We start from the raw sequence: 16,590 nt of genomic DNA, 5'->3' as shown, positions 1-16,590 counted from the left end.
TAGCTACACACACAAACCCAACTATACTAATATTAATTCTTTCAATCTGTTAGCTCACTGCCATCACAATAACTGTATGCCAGCCAAGCATCATAAGGGCCAGCCTTATCTGGTTGGAAGTTATAGCTCCAATGTTTTACTTTATAAATAATTCCTTGAAAACCCACTTTCTCAGCAATGGCTGAATAAGCTCTATTTGGTTGCCATTGCGGCGCGGCACACTCTCCTAATCGATAGCCAACGGTAAAAGGGACAGACAATTTTCTGCCAAAATCAGCTTGTAAAGCTTCCACCCTACGACCCCGTCAACGAGTGACGGATCATGAATAGCGATACTTCCTTGCCCTTTACGCTGATTTAAAAATGGAAATGCTAAACCATCTTGCGCTGTATCATTCACTTCTAGATTGTAACAGCCTACTGGCAAATCCAACTCTAATATATGCTCAGACGAGGCGTTAAACTGATGCCATTGTTTAACAAGATGATGATCTCGATCTTTGATGCTTACGCTGGTTTCGTCTGCAAACTTACCGGTCGTTAAATACAATTTTGCCCGATTACTAAAAGTCTGAGGTAAATCAAAGTTACTCACAGCAAAATCATTACGACTATTTTCATCTTCTGCCGTGATAGCCTGTACTTTTAAGCGTGCATTGGACGATGTGAATTCTCCCCAATAACGAGCAGGTAAGGTAAGGATTTGGCGTTCGCCTGGATTTAACTCTCCATGCCATAAATAATGTTGCTGCTTAGTGACTCCATACCAAAAATCAATGTCTGTAATATCCGTTTGCCCTTGATTTACCACCGCAATGGTTACCTCGCCACAACGCGTATTTGTTCGGCTATCTATGTCATTATTTGGTGCTAAAATCTGCTCAATAGCCAAATCTGTATTCAGCCTGACAGGTCCATATGTCACCAATACAGCACTCACAATATACCTCGGTGCATCAGACCCATATTGTGATGGCTGCCAAGTATAAGTCTGCCAATCGATATCTAACATAGACTGAGCGCGGCGTGTATCAAGCTCATAACTAAATGGCTCAACCACTTCTCCTGGGCACCAATTTGCTCGGGCATAAATATAGGTGCCACCTTGTGGGAATGTTGCACTTTGATCGCAATCGGTACGCCAAAGCGGTGTACGTGCTAACACACGCTCATTTTGTAATAGCTCAAAATAACGCTCGCACCACTCGCCACATAACTCCGCCTCTTGCGCTGGGTTATCAAAAGAAAGCGCGTGACCATGTGCGGAAACAATTACCTTCAATTGAGCTTTGATGTCATCAGCAGAAAAAGTCACTTCTTTTGCAGGTAAAAACGACGAAAATTCATTCGCCGATTTATAAGGCCACCCGGCTGACGCTGAATAATACACTGGTACAACTTTATTTACTCGCCTTGCAACAGTACCTCGTGTTATCAATTGTGCGCTAAAGCCAAATGCTGACTTTTTGACGCCCCAGCCACCATAATGCACATTCAAAGTTCCCTCTCCTTTGAGTACCGGCGCCAAATGTGAAATATCAAAGACATACTTTCGCCTCCAGCTACGGTTAAAACCATGCATTCCCCTTTGCATATAGCCCGCATAAGGGGTAATTAAACGACCGAATTCATATCGATGCCCGTCTTTTAACCATTCGAAACGCACTGTGTAATCCCAATCACTGCACCCTTGCACTGCACAACCTAATTCAACCTCTAAAAACTGCTGCTGCTTAAAATTGGCTTCACTTGGCAGCGTAAGTAAATAAGCATGATCGCCATGGTGTTCAAACGATTGATAAGAAACTAGCTCAGTCTCTCCAGCGTATAAAACACACGTGAATAGTGAAAATATACTGTATAAAAAACCATATTTAATGAATGCCATTACATTTCCTTGTTAATAAAAGGTTAAACAATATCAACAAAAAATAAAAATACCATCGAACAAATACGCCTTATTCACTTTCATAGCACCTGAGATATTTAAAATCTCATGCTCGGAGTAACACTTATGTCTAATTTAACGATACAAGGCTATTTTATTACCAACAGAGTTTGATAGAATATCGGCCAAAATTTAAGGAGCTCCGTCCATGGCAATGTATGTAGTGGGTCATAAGATCCCAGATTCAGATTCTATTTGTGGTGCAATTGCACTTGCGTATTTAAAGAACCAAATTGGTGAAGCAGCCGTACCTACACGTTTAGGTGATATTTCTCCTGAAACACAATTTATTCTTGATCGTTTTGGCTTTGAAGCACCTGAGCTGAAGCTTAGCTATGCAGGTGAAGAAGTATACATCGTTGATCATACTGAAAAAACACAAGCCCCTGATGATATAGACGAGGCAACAATTGTTGGCGTTGTGGACCATCACAAATTAGGTGATTTAACCACCTCTACACCGCTAGAATGCTGGATCCGCCCTGTTGGCTGCAGTAATACCATCATTAAAATGATGTATGACTTCTATAATATCGAGATCCCAAAAGATATCGCTGGCTTAATGTTATGTGCAATATTAAGTGATACTGTTATTTTTAAATCGCCAACTTGTACTACAGCGGATATCAAGTGTGTTGAAGCTCTTGCTGAAATTGCTCATGTTGCAGATGTTAAAGAACTAGGTATGGATATGTTCAAGGTGAAATCTGCCGTTGAAGGTACACCAGCTCGTGATCTAGTAATGCGAGACTTTAAAGATTTCAACATGAATGGAAAACTTGTTGGTATTGGCCAATTAGAAGTCATTGACCTTTCTGTATTTGACGACATCAAAACTGACTTAGAAGCTGATATCGCTAAACTGAAAGAAGAAGGTGGACGCCACTCTGTATTATTACTCCTGACAGATATTATGAAGGAAGGCTCACAAATGCTTATTTCATCTGATGATGAAGGCATTATTGAAACAGCCTACGGGGTTAAACCAGAACACAGTCGAGTTTGGCTTGATGGCGTATTAAGTCGTAAAAAGCAGGTAGTACCGCCACTACAAGATGCCTTTGCGTAGTAACCTCAGCGCGTAAAAAAACCGAAGCAATTGCTTCGGTTTTTTGTTAGTTTAATTACATGACTATACTTTTCATCGAACCCGGTATTTTGGCGGTCCATACGCAAGTATTAGATACCACCTCACATCAGCATGCCTTGCAACAAGTTACACTCCCTATGAGTCACATGAGCTTGACTATTCAATTAGATCAACTCACTACCTATCGCTGTAACAGCACTGCATTCATACTCAAGTCTCATGTCTCACATCAACTCTCGATGCAATCAGGCTGGGTCATTCTTATCGAACCCAGCAGTGCTTTAGGTCAATGTATTGATACACGATTGGCGCAAAACTCCTTAATTCAATGTCCACTACAAACAATGCCCACAATACACAGTGATTTAAAAGACTTACTGGCGCTTTGCCATTTAAAATACGTGCAAAACAATCGTCATTTAGATGTGCGGATCCAATCACTTTTAGTCCAGTTAGATCAATGCTTCACAACCAGCTGCATTAAACCAGAACATTGGCTTGCAAAAGATATTGCTACACAGTTAAATTTATCAGAGAGTCGATTTTTGCACTTATTCAAACAAAATATGCAACTACCTTGGCGCCCATATTTACTATGGCGACGACTAATCTGTGCTATTAAGGTTATTAGTAAAGGTGGAAGCGCGACTCAAGCTGCATATATTGCGGGGTTTTCAGACAGTGCTCATCTAAGCCGCACTTTCAAAAAGCAATTTGGTATTACTTTACAAAAACTTCTTTCCAGAAAAAACACTCAACAGTAACTTGCGAAATACTGTATAAAAATAAAATCAAGTTCAAAAATCAATCAATTAATTGACTTCCTGTTAAATTTTAATCAACATAATGGGCCACAAGGTCTTGTGGGTAATAAATTTGGACTCTGTCCCTTTCAACCATTTAAAAGGATTAATTTATGAAGAAAGCACTCATACTTGCTCTGTCATTATTTTCAATGAGCACCTTCGCCAACACGAATGACTTCACGATTGAAGCACAAAAGTCAGGTATTCAAGGTTCATTCACGGATCAGGCATATTCCACAAGTAAAGTCGGGAAAAATAACCGTATTAATTTTAAGGCATCTGGCTCTGCGGCTGATATCTTTAATGCAACCATTGAATATAAAGATAATGTATTTCTCCTGGCGCTTGATAATGTTAATAAACAAGTTGTAATTAACGGCTTTACTAAGCAAAAATCGGAGCTTGTTGTTACCAAAGAACTGCAATCTGATATCAAAAATATGCTTCATAGTGCACAACTGCATGCTGAAAAAATTAAGGGCTTTCAATCTACGCTCGATAATGAGTCTAATACTGCTTTATTGAAGTTTTTCGAATTTTTAGCAACCTACCCAATTGATCAGCCAATCCAACAAACGCTGAGTGCATCTACGGGTTCACGCATCCAGGGGTGGACGGATATTTGTTATGCAATGGGAAACAGAAAAACCGCTGTTTGGGACCTTGATAATGGTTCTGTGAAAACAAAGTCCTACATTGTTGGTGGTCACGGGTTTTGTGCTGGTCGCTGTGGTGCGGGTTGCCCAATGTTTGGTGATGGGCAATACAGTCAAGATTGCTTAAATCACGACGCATGTGCTGATGTAGAAGGTGAACAACTTGGTAATTGCAGTGATGAGTGGGTATCTGCCTCTGATGATTTCTGGTTTTCACCTGACTGTGAAACACCGCATTCATCTTAATAATCTATACGCTTTATACAGAGAGAAGTTATTCTCTGTATAAAGTTAAAAAGCATTCTAAGCACACCATGTGTCGTTCAATTAAATACGTCCTTCGCCTCTATAGCCAGTTTATTCAATTTTTATTGCGCGTATTCAGTCATAGTGCCTTTCTAAAAAAGAGAGGATACTATGCACAATTACTTATCAAATACTAAGCTTTTAAATTATCAACACATTCAAATCCAAACTCTTATTACCAACAAAAATTGGTTGGTAATAAATCAAACTCAAGCTTTAAAGTCTATCTATGATTTTGTTATGAATGACATAAAATTTGCCTACAGCAGCGAGGATTCTTTAAGTGCATCTACAGTTTTATATCAAGGCTATGGCCAATGTAATACAAAAGGAACCTTACTGATGGCACTATTAAGAGCGGTGGGTATTCCCTGTCGATTACAAGGCTTCACCATTAGTAATAATTTAAAACAAGGTGTTATTCCTAATTGGATTTTAACGTTAGCACCAGCGCAAATTATTCACAGTTGGGTTGAAGTATATCTAGACGATAGATGGCTAGAGTTAGAAGGTTACATTATCGATCAGGATTATTTAAATGCAATTCAATCGCGTTTTAAAACGCATCTTGGCAGCTTTATAGGCTACGCAATTGCAACTCCCTCCTTGCAAAACCCCAACAATCAATTTAACGGACAAAATACTTATATTCAGCATAAGAGCATTATTGCATCTCTAGGCCACTTTGATAATCCAGATGATTTTTATCAACGACATCATAATCTATCTGGCGTGAAAAAGTGGCTATATAAATACTTATTACGGCATATAATTAACCGGAGAATAGCTGGGATTAGACACTCAATAACATCGAACGTCAAATTGGAATCGTGAAATATAAGGAAATACAAAATGTTATGTAAAATAAAACTGCAAAGACTGGCGAGATACCTTGCAATACTGGCCATGTTCCCCTTGCTCATTGTAATGAGTGCAGAGCTCACAGTAGCGCTACTACAATGTACGGTGAAAGAAGCACTACCGACGGACTGTAGGATTTTTAATTATGATATTGGCATGATACTCGCCGTAAGTTACACCGCAGGTTGGGCTGCACTATTAACGCTGCCAATCGCTGGTGTGGGGGCATATATCTGTTACATTAAATCATTGAGGCTGAGAAAACCTTAAGCGTATCTGCATCGTTCACTTAAAATAAATACACCACCAACAAAAATGGCGCTCAATGGCGCCATTTCATGTGTAATCAAATCATTATGACTTATTACGGTTTTCTTTAGTAAATGCTCTGAGCTTACGCTTTTGCGACAGCGTCATCTTATTTGTGCGTCCTGAGAATGGGTTGTCCCCTTCTCTAAATTCAATTTTTATCGGTGTGCCCATGATATTCAAAGCTTTTCGATAATAGTTCATCAAGTAACGCTTGTAACTATCAGGCAAATCGTGGACTTGATTACCGTGAATCACGATTCTTGGGGGGTTATAACCCCCTGCATGGGCATACTTGAGTTTCACTCGACGACCACGCACCAGTGGCGGTTGGTGATCGGCCTGTGCCATATCCATTATACGACGAAGCATTGCTGTACTAATACGCTTAGTTGCAGACGCATACGCTTCATCTACCGATTCAAATAAATGACCAACACCTGTGCCATGCAGTGCCGAAATGAAATGCAAGCGGGCAAAATCAATAAACCCGAGACGACGGTCAAGCTCAGTCTTAATTCGCTCTTTTACGTAATCATCTAGGCCATCCCATTTGTTGACCGCGATCACCAGTGAACGTCCTGCGTTTAACGCAAAACCTAACAAGCTTAAGTCTTGATCTGAGATACCTTCACGTGCATCCACAACAATCAACACCACGTTCGCATCTTCAATGGCCTTCAATGTTTTGATGACTGAGAACTTCTCCACAACATCGCTGACTTTCTTACGTTTTCGAACACCAGCGGTGTCAATCAAAACATACTCGCGTTCATTACGCGTCATTGGAATATAAACTGAATCTCGGGTCGTACCGGGCATATCATAAACAATAACCCGTTCTTCACCTAAAATACGGTTGGTTAACGTGGATTTACCTACATTAGGACGACCAATAATGGCAAGCTTTACGGGCTTGTCTTCAAAACCAGTTTTACCATCTTCATGCGCCCCTTCATCACCTTCGAGATATAAATCAGCCAAGTCAGCATCATCTTGCGCTAGTTCATCTTCTTCAGCCGCTAGCTCTGCAATCACAGGCTGTAAAGTGAGATCTAACAACTGGGTAATACCACGGCCATGCGCAGCAGCAATCTGATATACTTCGCCGATCGCTAGCTGGTAAAACTCTGCACAATTTGAATCGGCATCAATCCCATCCGTTTTGTTCGCAACAAGAAAACATTTCTTTTGCTGTTTACGCAAGTGCTGTGCAATAGCCTGATCTGCAGCGTTCATTCCTGCTCGAGCATCCACTAAAAACAGAACAATATCCGCCTCTTCAATCGCCAACAGCGATTGCTCAGCCATTTCCGTTTCAATGCCTTCTTCAGAACCGTCAATACCACCGGTATCCACAACGATAAATTCATATCCATCGTAACTGGCTTGGCCATATTTACGGTCACGTGTTAGACCTGGGAAATCCGCAACCAACGCGTCACGAGTACGTGTTAAACGGTTAAATAGCGTGGATTTACCCACATTAGGTCGCCCTACAAGAGCGATCACAGGAAGCATAGACTACCTCTTTAATAAACAACAAAAGGCTTCGCAAAGCGAAGCCTTAACAAACTTAATAATAACTAAGTGTTATGGAATTTTAACGGCGCTAACTTCACCATCACGGGTGTATACAATTAGCTTGTCGCCAGCAATCACTGGTTCAACAAAAAACCCAGAACTATCAAAACTTTCTCTTGATACTAGCTGACCACTCTGTTTATCTAACCAGTGTAGATTACCTTCTTGGTCACCTACAACTAAATAGTTCCCAGCCACTGTAGGCGTCGTTAAGTACCACCCACGTAACGCAGGTTGACTCCAACGTTCAATGCCTGAGTCCTTATCTAGTGCATAAATAACACCTTCGCTATCTACAATATAGATGGAATTGGTTTCAATGCTAAAGTCTCTATAACTACTGTACTCTCGTTTCCAAACGACATTACCGTTTCGTACGTCAACAGCAGCTAAATTGCCATTATACGCAATTGCGTATACATTGGTGCCACTCACTAATGGTTTTGTATCAATATCAACCAATCGCTCAAACTCTGACGCACCTTTTGCCAAGGCAACATCAACGCTCCACGCGGAATAACCGTTTTCAGCAATTAATACTGATAGTTTACCACTTTCTTCACCGAACAGCACTCCACCATTTGCACTCGTAGGTGAACTCAAACCTCTCAGTGTTAATGCCGGGACTTCTTGTTCATGCCGCCAACGTTCTTCACCGGTATCTGGGTGTAACGCAAGCAACTTACCTGACCCTAGGTTGACATAAATTAACCCATCGCCCGCCGCAGGTGAAGATAACGCTTCTCCAGGCACGGCTTTACGCCACACAATTGCACCCGTTTCACGGTCTAAAGCAATCACTTCACCATGCTCTGAACCAATATAAATTTTACCAAAAGCTTGTAAGATACCACCAGAAAGCTTCGCACTATCGCTGTCTTCCCAAGGCCAAAAGGCTTGGTTTTTACGTGAATCGGTTTCCCAGAGTGTTTTACCTGTATTTACATCTAACGCTTTAACTTCACCATAGCGTTCAGCAACAAAGACGGTGTCTTCGTGTACAGTCGGCGTTAACCTAGAAAAGTAATGCTCGACACCACCTCCCACACTTTCTTGCCACTGAACTTGTGTTTCAAACTGGTTATTAATCTCAGGTAATACTAAAACCTCTTCATCTTCATCATTTGATGAACATCCACCCAACAACGACGCCATACACAGCGCTAAAGTGGCTATACTAAGCTGTTTCATTTTAGCTCCTTATACTGCGGTCTGCGCAATGGCTAAATCATCTAGCTTATTTTGTAGTAACGTATTATTGCCATCTTCACTTGCAGAAACAGCAGCTTGATAATGTGTTCGAGCCGATTGCTTATCACCTTTTTCAAGGTACACATCACCTCTAATTTCTGATACTTGGGCATTAAAACTAGTGGGCATTTCGGCTTCTAAAGTAGCCAGTGCATCATCTAGCTTTTTATCTGCTAGTTGCACTCGTGCTAAACGAGTTAAAGCTGTTGCCTTTAATTCTGGATTCTTTACGGAATCTGCAGCAAAGCGCAATTTCTCAGCCGCTACACCGTATTGATTACTATCTACAGCTTCTTTTGCCGCAACAAACGCAGCCAACACCGCATAGTTTGACTCGGCATTATCTTTAATAAAAGAGTCTGCACTAGCTAAAATCTCCCCACTTTCAGCAATACTGCTATACGCACTAGACGCAGCTTCTGCATTGCTAATTTGGTTTTGGTTATATGCCTTCCAGCCATATAAACCACCAAGGCCAATCACAATACCTAGCGCTAAAGACACCCCATTATCACGGAAAAACTGCTTTATTGCTTCTGCTTGTTGTTCATCTGTTGAATAAATTTCCATTCTTACCTCTTATCCAGCCAAGTCTGATAGCAAGGCTTTAACCTCAGCTATTGACAAGGTAACTTGTTCTTTTTGTTCGCGAAGATATTTAACGGTTACTTTACCTTCAGCCAATTCATCTTCACCTAAGATCAAAGCAACAAGAGCGTCACTTTTATCTGCGCGTTTTAATTGTTTTTTGAAGTTGCCGCCACCTGCGTGCACCATAACACGTAAACCCATTACGTCGCTACGCAGTTCCTCTGCAATCACCGGTGCCTGAATGCTGGCTTTATCACCCATTGCCGCAACGTATACATCCGCGTTACGACGAAGCTCGCCAACACACTCTAACTCTTGCAGCATCAACACTAGACGTTCTAACCCCATAGCAAATCCAACCGCTGGGGTTGCTTTACCACCGAGTTGTTCTACTAATCCATCATAGCGGCCACCGGCACATACAGTCCCTTGTGCGCCTAAACTATCTGTCACCCACTCAAATACAGTGCGATTGTAATAATCTAAACCACGAACCAGCTTTTCGTTAACCTGATATCTGACGCCAGCTGCATCCAAACGTTCACATAAATTTGCAAAATGTGTGCGAGATTCTTCATCTAAATGCTCTGAGAGTTTTGGCGCATTAACTAAAATAGCCTGCACATCAGGGTTTTTACTATCCAATACTCGTAGCGGGTTTGAATGCATGCGGCGCTTACTATCTTCATCTAAATGCTCAATATGCTGTTCTAAAAACGCCACAAGCGCATCTCGATATTCAGCACGCGCTTCATTTGAGCCCAGTGAATTTAGCTCCAATCGTACATGTTCTGTTATACCAAATGCTTGCCATAAACGCGCCGTCAATAAAATAACTTCCGCATCAATATCTGCGCTGGCCATGCCAAATGTTTCTACGCCAAACTGATGGAATTGACGATAGCGACCTTTTTGAGGACGTTCATGACGGAACATTGGGCCCATGTACCACAAGCGTTGCTCTTGGTTATATAACAAACCATTTTGATTACCAGCACGCACGCATACCGCAGTCCCTTCTGGTCGTAAAGTAAGACTATCTCCACTGCGGTCTTCAAAGGTATACATTTCTTTTTCAACAATATCGGTAACTTCACCGATAGAGCGTTTAAATAAGTCAGTAGATTCTACAACAGGAAAACGGATCTCTTGATAACCATAAGACGCCACCGTTTGACGTAATGTTTGCTCTACTTTCTGCCAAATCTGTGTAGTACCTGGCAGACAATCGTTCATTCCACGAACTGCCTGAATTTGTTTCGCCACTGAAAATCCTAACTAAAAATTATTAAAACTGATACAAGCACGCTAAACGCACAATAATGCGCTGAAAATTAATCGCTCATTATACCGCGCTCGCTTAAAACGTAAACGACTCAACGCAGATAATCCCATATGAGTCGCTTAGTTATTTCCATTATTCGACTATTTTTATATCTATCGCAGGCTGCGCTTCTTTCTTTGCGACAAAATCACGTACTTGCGCTTCTAACTGCTCAACAATATTATCATTATCAATACGCATTTTTTGGCGTTCGCCATTAATATATAACCCTGAGCGTCGGTTTGCACCTGCAAGGCCAATATCACTGATTAAGGCTTCACCCGGTCCATTCACCACACAGCCAATTACAGAGACTGACATTGGTGTTACGATATCTTCTAAACGTTCTTCCAGTTGGTTCATGGTATTAACCACATCAAATTCTTGACGTGAACAACTCGGACATGCAATAAAGTTAATGCCTCGCGAACGAATGCGTAACGACTTCAATATATCAAAGCCCACTTTGATTTCTTGAACCGGATCCGCTGCTAATGATACCCGCAATGTATCACCAATACCTTCAGCCAATAACATGCCCAGTCCCACTGCTGACTTCACTGAGCCAGATCTAAAGCCACCCGCTTCCGTGATCCCTAAGTGTAATGGCTGATCGATTTCTTTTGCTAACAAACGATAAGCCCCAACAGCTAAAAATACATCAGAAGCCTTAACAGATACTTTAAACTGATCAAACTTCAAACGTTGTAATATTTCTACATGACGCATCGCTGACTCTAGTAACGCCTCAGGTGTTGGCTCACCGTACTTTTCTTGTAAATCTCGCTCTAGAGATCCGCCATTAACCCCAATTCGAATTGGGATATTGCGTTCACCCGCCGCATCAACCACAGTACGTATTCTGTCTTCGCTGCCAATGTTACCAGGATTAATACGCAAACAATCTGCCCCATATTCAGCTACTTTAAGCGCTATACGGTAATCAAAATGAATGTCCGTTACCAAAGGAATATCAACTTGCTCTTTAATACTCTTAAACGCTTCAGCAGCATCCATGGTTGGCACTGAAACACGTACAATATCAGCCCCGGCATCTTGAATTGCTTGGATCTGTGCAACCGTTGCGTCAACATCCATGGTATTAGTGTTAGTCATTGATTGCACGGCAATAGGGGCACCGTCACCAATAGGAACATGGCCTACGTTTATTCGGGTCGACTTTCTGCGCTTAATAGGTGATTCTGAAAACATGACGGTTACTCTACTAACGGTAATTTAAATTTTGCTAATCGGTTCTTCGGTAAAGATGTTAAATCAACACGTTGACCATCTAATTCAACATCTACCATCAAATGCTTGTTTAGGATCACAGCAAACGGTGCCTTACCCTGCACTGTCATAGTATACCCTGCTTTTTTAATCCCAAATGCTACGCGCTCTTGTGTTGCATCAAATATTTCTACCCAACAGTCATCACTGAATCTCATCACTATTGTGCTAACACCTTCTGGTAAAGCTTGCTCTTCGGTGGTTGATGTCTCTGGATCTGCCACCGTATTTAATGACATGTTTTGAGTCTCTAAAACAATGTCATCACTATCTATACCTGCTTCACCAGAGTTTTCTCTTGATTCCAATACAACCTCAGCCTGATTTTGAACTTCAACTCTCTCTTCATCCACATCTTCATTTATCTGCTCGTTGATTGATCCGTCAATACGCCCATCAGCATGCATTGCCGTGGTAGCTTCAGTGTTTTCAAGTGCAAGCTCTGTGTTTTTGATATCTAATTGCGAAGTGGTATCCGTTGATTGCCACCACCAAAGACCAGAAGCGCCTAATGTCACTATCAAAATCACATAACTAATAATCATTAAACGATTATCGCTCGCTTCTTTTTCAGTGCGACGGGAAAAACTTTGCATTTTCTTGCTTACAGCTTGCTTTTCAGGGCTTTTAAATAAGCCCATCGTTTCTTTGGCCGGTAACTTTAAAATGGCGCAATAGCTCTTTAAATAACCTCGAATAAACGTTAATGGTCCAAGTTTATCGTAGTCATCTCGTTCAAGCTGATTTATTTGTTGTGGACTTAACTTTAAACGTTCAGCAATTTCTTCGATGGAAAACCCAGCAGCTTCTCGAGCCACTTGCAATGTATAGCCTAAAGTAGGTGGTACGTCTTGTTGTTCGGTAAGTTCTTGATTCATAAAATGTAACTGTTTGGATTTACAATTAGTAAACTATGACCTTCACTCAAGATCACGTCGGGTGTTAATTTGTTCCATCGCATTAAATCATCGATCTGCAATCCATGCTGAGTCGCAATATTATACAAGGTGTCATCTGACTGAATAGCATAGGTTATATGTGGGTTATTCAAAAAGATTTTACTGCCTGCTTTCACTTTGTCTGAGGCTTTCAGGCCATTCCACGTTAATAATTTCGCTATTTTGATATCATAACGAACCGATAAACTAAAAAGGTTTTCAGCTACCTTCATTATGTGAAACGGCACATTCGGCATTACTACCTCACTGTTAAGCAAAGGCACAGTAATATTCACGGAATGATCTCGACGGCTTTCTTCTGCGATGATATCAGTCGAATGAGCGGCAGATTTTTTAAAAACCACCTTGCTTGGGTCTGGTTTATAAAACTTGACAGTGCCTTGGCCTGTGTCTGACGTCTCGGTACTTTCTCCAAATGAAATTACCCGTATACTGTCTTCATTAATGCGTGCTTTCACAGGTAATTGAGTACTTTTGACTGTGCTCGCTACAGGAGTAATTGTGGGTGAATTTCCCGTGTATTTCTCGGTGTTTTGACGTAAAGAAATACTCGCTTGTGTAACATCAGCGGCTGGTTTAACCACAGAGACTGTTTGCTTAGCTACTTTTTTACGCGTAATTTTGATCTTGGGTTCATTGATGACACGCCCTGATCCCGTTTTAGTTATTTTCTTTATTTGCGCTTGACGATACTGCTCTGTTAATTTTTCAAACTCAGACTCCAGCACCTTTTCTCGCAATAATAAAGCGGCTTGCCTTGAGTTAGGGTAGTTTTGAATTAAGGTTGTTGACAATGATTCTGCACGCTCTAAATGGCCCATCCTTTGATGCAGTAAGTGTTCTAATAATAGGGCTCTAGCAGACATAAATCCCCTGTTGCGATAAGCCTCAAGGATATTTTCGGCTTGATGTAAGTCACTTTTTGCATAAAAAAGTGCAGCTAGTCCAATCAATGCCGACTGGCTTCTTCCATTATGCTGAACTGCATTTTCTAAATACTCTAATGCCAAGTCAAACTTGTCTTGCTTGACAGCACATAGCGCTAAATTTTCATAACTTTGCGCAACTCTCAAATAACTTGGAATATTAATGGCTTTCAATAACTGTGCACGTGCGCCATCGTAATCCTCAATACGGCACAAAAAAGTGCCGTAGTTATTTAACGCATTTGGGTCATCAGGGTTTAGTGCCAATGCTTTTAAGTATGCTTTTTTGGCCCATTGTTGTTCACCGACTTTTTCATAATAATATGCCAAAGCATAGTGGACTTCGGTGAGGTGAGGGGCAAAGGAAGCTGCCTTTTCTAAATTAAACTTAGCTTGAGTAGTATTGCCTGCATTTAAATACTGCATCGCGAGTGCAATCCGCGTTTTAGCAGCATCTTGACTACTCACTGTATTTTTGGCACTAGGATTGTTACGTGTGACGGAGCTTGTTTCGGTGACGCACCCAGATAAACAAAGCAAAGCCACAGATAATATTAAGCAAGAACGCATGCACCATCCATTATGTAATAACATCGAGCCTCTATATTACCTAAAAGCCCTTATGTTTCATCTGTTTTTTAGACAAAAGGGCTTTTAATAAACTAATTTACTTAGCTGGCCTTCACAGAAACCGCAATCGCGTTATCTTCACGCATTTGTTTTTTCGCTAAACGTTTCGTTCTATCGACAACGTCCCCCACTAATTGACCACAAGCTGCATCGATATCATCGCCTCGTGTGCGGCGCACAATACAAGTTAAACCTGCGGCTTGTAATACTTTAGAGAAGCGGTCTATACGGCTATTACTTGAACGACCATACTCATTACCAGGGAATGGATTGAATGGGATCAAATTAATTTTTGATGGTGTCCCTTTTAAGACTTTTACAAGTTCATGAGCTTGATCTGTGCTGTCGTTAATACCTTGCAGCATGACATACTCAATAGTGACATCTTTATTGGCTTTAGAACCATCAATATAACGACGACAAGCCGCTAAAAACTCTTCAATTGGGTACTTTTTATTAATTGGCACCAAAACATCACGTAAATCATTGGTTGGTGCGTGCAGCGAAATAGCCAGCGCCACATCAATACGCTCTTTCAAAATGTCGAGTGCCGGCACTACCCCTGACGTACTCAAAGTGACACGGCGCTTAGATAAACCAAATGCCCAATCATCCATCATCAATTCCATCGCAGGAACAACATTGTTCACGTTAAGTAGTGGCTCACCCATCCCCATCATTACAACGTTCGTCACTGGGCGCTTAGTGCTATCACCGTCATGTAAACCAATATCTTTTGCCACTCGCCATACTTGACCAATAATTTCAGATACTTTTAGATTGCGATTAAAGCCCTGCTGAGCCGTCGAGCAAAATGTACACTCAAGTGCACAACCAACTTGTGAAGACACACATAATGTGGCTCGGTCTTTATCTGGGATCCACACAGTTTCAACTTCCTGCCCACCTTCAAGTACCAAAGCGTACTTGATGGTGCCATCGCTGGCTTCTTGTCGAACTGAGATCTCTGGCGCGACAATCTCACAGTCAGCAGATAATTTTGCTTTAAGCTTTTTGTTGATATTGCTCATTTGCTCAAAATCATCAATACCAAAATGATAAATCCATTTCATCACCTGATCCGCGCGAAACGGCTTTTCTCCGTACGATGCAAAAAGTTCGCGCATCCCCTCGCGATTAAGATCAAGTAAGTTAATTTTTTTCTCAGTGGTGGCCATGAAACAACCTCAATTCAGGTGACGGTATAACAACGATAAGGTAGCCGCGCATTGTACAAAAAACAGGCAGGCTTAACAATCATTGTTGATTGCTTTGCAAAAGGTTCATACCAAAGGCTGGTTAAACATTTTGCAAAACAGACTTTAAACAGAGACAAAAAAAGGGCTCGAAAGCCCTTCTTTCCTTGCTTACACTCGATATTAACGAGTGCGTGCGCAAAGCTCTTCTTCAGCGAAGAAGTAAGCAATTTCACGTGCAGCAGACTCTGGAGCATCTGAACCGTGTACCGCATTCTCATCAATGCTGTCTGCGTAGTCAGCACGTAAAGTACCAGCTAGTGCTTCAGCAGGGTTAGTAGCACCCATGATTTCACGGTTTTTAAGTACTGCGTTCTCACCTTCAAGAACCTGAACCATTACTGGGCCAGACGTCATGAAAGAAACAAGTGCACCAAAGAAAGGACGCTCTTTGTGCTCTGCGTAGAAGCCTTCAGCTTTCTCTTGAGAAAGGTGAACCATTTTAGAAGCAACGATCTTAAGACCAGCTGATTCGAAACGGTTATAGATTGCACCGATGTGGTTTTTAGCTACCGCATCAGGCTTGATGATTGAAAAAGTACGCTCTAAAGCCATCTTTTTTGCTCCAAAATAGTTTATGAATATTAACGGCCGCGAATTATACGCTTTTTGCTAGAAAAAACCTACTAGATTCGCCCGCTATCTTGACAAGGAAAAAGAGAGGCAAAGTAAATCGTCAGTCAATGAAATAATGATCTGCATCAAATAGCCACAACCAAGTGGCTATTATACTGCGCCGCTTTTCACTTTCACGTCAATTTTTGGCCCCAACAGCTGGTTTGTGCCCAGTTCTATGATGAGGT

Annotated in this window: 16 protein-coding genes; 5 read left to right on the top strand and 11 right to left on the bottom strand. The window is 41.4% G+C overall.

Going from position 1 to position 16,590, the window contains the following annotated elements:
- Positions 1-41: 41 nt before the first annotated feature.
- Both J8L97_RS04365 and J8L97_RS04360 read right to left on the bottom strand, forming a co-directional pair.
- Positions 42-260 carry a hypothetical protein gene (locus J8L97_RS04365; RefSeq protein WP_211048020.1) on the bottom strand — a complete coding sequence of 73 codons (219 nt, stop codon included), beginning with the start codon at positions 258-260 and terminating at the stop codon, positions 42-44.
- Entirely contained in the window at positions 227-1,888 is a 1,662-nt protein-coding gene (locus tag J8L97_RS04360) for a peptide-N-glycosidase F-related protein (RefSeq protein ID WP_211048019.1), read from the bottom strand. The genes J8L97_RS04365 and J8L97_RS04360 overlap by 34 nt, the downstream gene beginning before the upstream one ends.
- Before the next feature lie 208 nt (positions 1,889-2,096).
- Between J8L97_RS04360 and J8L97_RS04355 the strand changes: the two genes are divergently transcribed.
- The 5 genes from J8L97_RS04355 to J8L97_RS04335 all read left to right on the top strand — a co-directional run bounded on the left by J8L97_RS04355 (position 2,097) and on the right by J8L97_RS04335 (position 5,937).
- On the top strand, positions 2,097-3,017 hold the full coding sequence (locus tag J8L97_RS04355) for a manganese-dependent inorganic pyrophosphatase (RefSeq protein WP_192505880.1): 921 nt from the start codon (positions 2,097-2,099) through the stop codon (positions 3,015-3,017).
- A gap of 59 nt (positions 3,018-3,076) precedes the next feature.
- A complete protein-coding gene (locus J8L97_RS04350; protein WP_211048018.1) occupies positions 3,077-3,802 on the top strand; it encodes a helix-turn-helix domain-containing protein in 726 nt (241 codons plus the stop codon).
- Between the two features lie 152 nt (positions 3,803-3,954).
- Complete coding sequence (locus tag J8L97_RS04345) at positions 3,955-4,746, top strand: hypothetical protein (RefSeq protein WP_211048017.1); 792 nt, start codon at positions 3,955-3,957, stop codon at positions 4,744-4,746.
- 171 nt (positions 4,747-4,917) lie between these two features.
- Positions 4,918-5,640, top strand: coding sequence for a transglutaminase family protein (locus J8L97_RS04340; RefSeq protein WP_211048016.1), 723 nt, complete (start codon positions 4,918-4,920; stop codon positions 5,638-5,640).
- An 18-nt stretch (positions 5,641-5,658) separates the two neighbouring features.
- Positions 5,659-5,937 carry a hypothetical protein gene (locus tag J8L97_RS04335; protein WP_210996506.1) on the top strand — a complete coding sequence of 93 codons (279 nt, stop codon included), beginning with the start codon at positions 5,659-5,661 and terminating at the stop codon, positions 5,935-5,937.
- 84 nt (positions 5,938-6,021) lie between these two features.
- Here J8L97_RS04335 and der read toward each other — a convergent pair whose 3' ends face one another.
- From der to ndk, 9 genes are all read right to left on the bottom strand, one after another.
- Entirely contained in the window at positions 6,022-7,497 is a 1,476-nt protein-coding gene (der, locus tag J8L97_RS04330; protein ID WP_192505885.1) for a ribosome biogenesis GTPase Der, read from the bottom strand.
- Positions 7,498-7,569: 72 nt separating this feature from the next.
- Positions 7,570-8,751: an outer membrane protein assembly factor BamB gene (gene bamB / locus J8L97_RS04325; protein ID WP_211048015.1), complete on the bottom strand. Its 1,182-nt coding sequence runs from the start codon at positions 8,749-8,751 to the stop codon at positions 7,570-7,572.
- Positions 8,752-8,760: 9 nt separating this feature from the next.
- Positions 8,761-9,381 carry a tetratricopeptide repeat protein gene (locus J8L97_RS04320; protein ID WP_211048014.1) on the bottom strand — a complete coding sequence of 207 codons (621 nt, stop codon included), beginning with the start codon at positions 9,379-9,381 and terminating at the stop codon, positions 8,761-8,763.
- Between the two features lie 9 nt (positions 9,382-9,390).
- A complete protein-coding gene (gene hisS / locus J8L97_RS04315) occupies positions 9,391-10,668 on the bottom strand; it encodes a histidine--tRNA ligase (RefSeq protein WP_211048013.1) in 1,278 nt (425 codons plus the stop codon).
- Positions 10,669-10,819: 151 nt separating this feature from the next.
- The gene (ispG, locus tag J8L97_RS04310; protein ID WP_211048012.1) at positions 10,820-11,938 is read right to left on the bottom strand and encodes a flavodoxin-dependent (E)-4-hydroxy-3-methylbut-2-enyl-diphosphate synthase; all 1,119 of its coding nucleotides are present in this window, start codon (positions 11,936-11,938) and stop codon (positions 10,820-10,822) included.
- A gap of 5 nt (positions 11,939-11,943) precedes the next feature.
- On the bottom strand, positions 11,944-12,894 hold the full coding sequence (locus J8L97_RS04305) for a RodZ domain-containing protein (RefSeq protein WP_211048011.1): 951 nt from the start codon (positions 12,892-12,894) through the stop codon (positions 11,944-11,946).
- Positions 12,891-14,471, bottom strand: a complete 1,581-nt coding sequence (pilW, locus tag J8L97_RS04300; protein WP_211048010.1) for a type IV pilus biogenesis/stability protein PilW — start codon at positions 14,469-14,471, stop codon at positions 12,891-12,893. The genes J8L97_RS04305 and pilW overlap by 4 nt, the downstream gene beginning before the upstream one ends.
- 101 nt (positions 14,472-14,572) lie before the next feature.
- Positions 14,573-15,709: a bifunctional tRNA (adenosine(37)-C2)-methyltransferase TrmG/ribosomal RNA large subunit methyltransferase RlmN gene (locus J8L97_RS04295; protein ID WP_010364188.1), complete on the bottom strand. Its 1,137-nt coding sequence runs from the start codon at positions 15,707-15,709 to the stop codon at positions 14,573-14,575.
- Between the two features lie 201 nt (positions 15,710-15,910).
- Positions 15,911-16,342: a nucleoside-diphosphate kinase gene (gene ndk, locus J8L97_RS04290; RefSeq protein WP_192505892.1), complete on the bottom strand. Its 432-nt coding sequence runs from the start codon at positions 16,340-16,342 to the stop codon at positions 15,911-15,913.
- Positions 16,343-16,590 lie beyond the last annotated feature (248 nt).

Source organism: Pseudoalteromonas sp. MMG012, assembly GCF_018100875.1.
GTDB lineage: Bacteria > Pseudomonadota > Gammaproteobacteria > Enterobacterales > Alteromonadaceae > Pseudoalteromonas > Pseudoalteromonas aurantia.
This window is presented reverse-complemented; position numbering and strand designations above follow the sequence as displayed.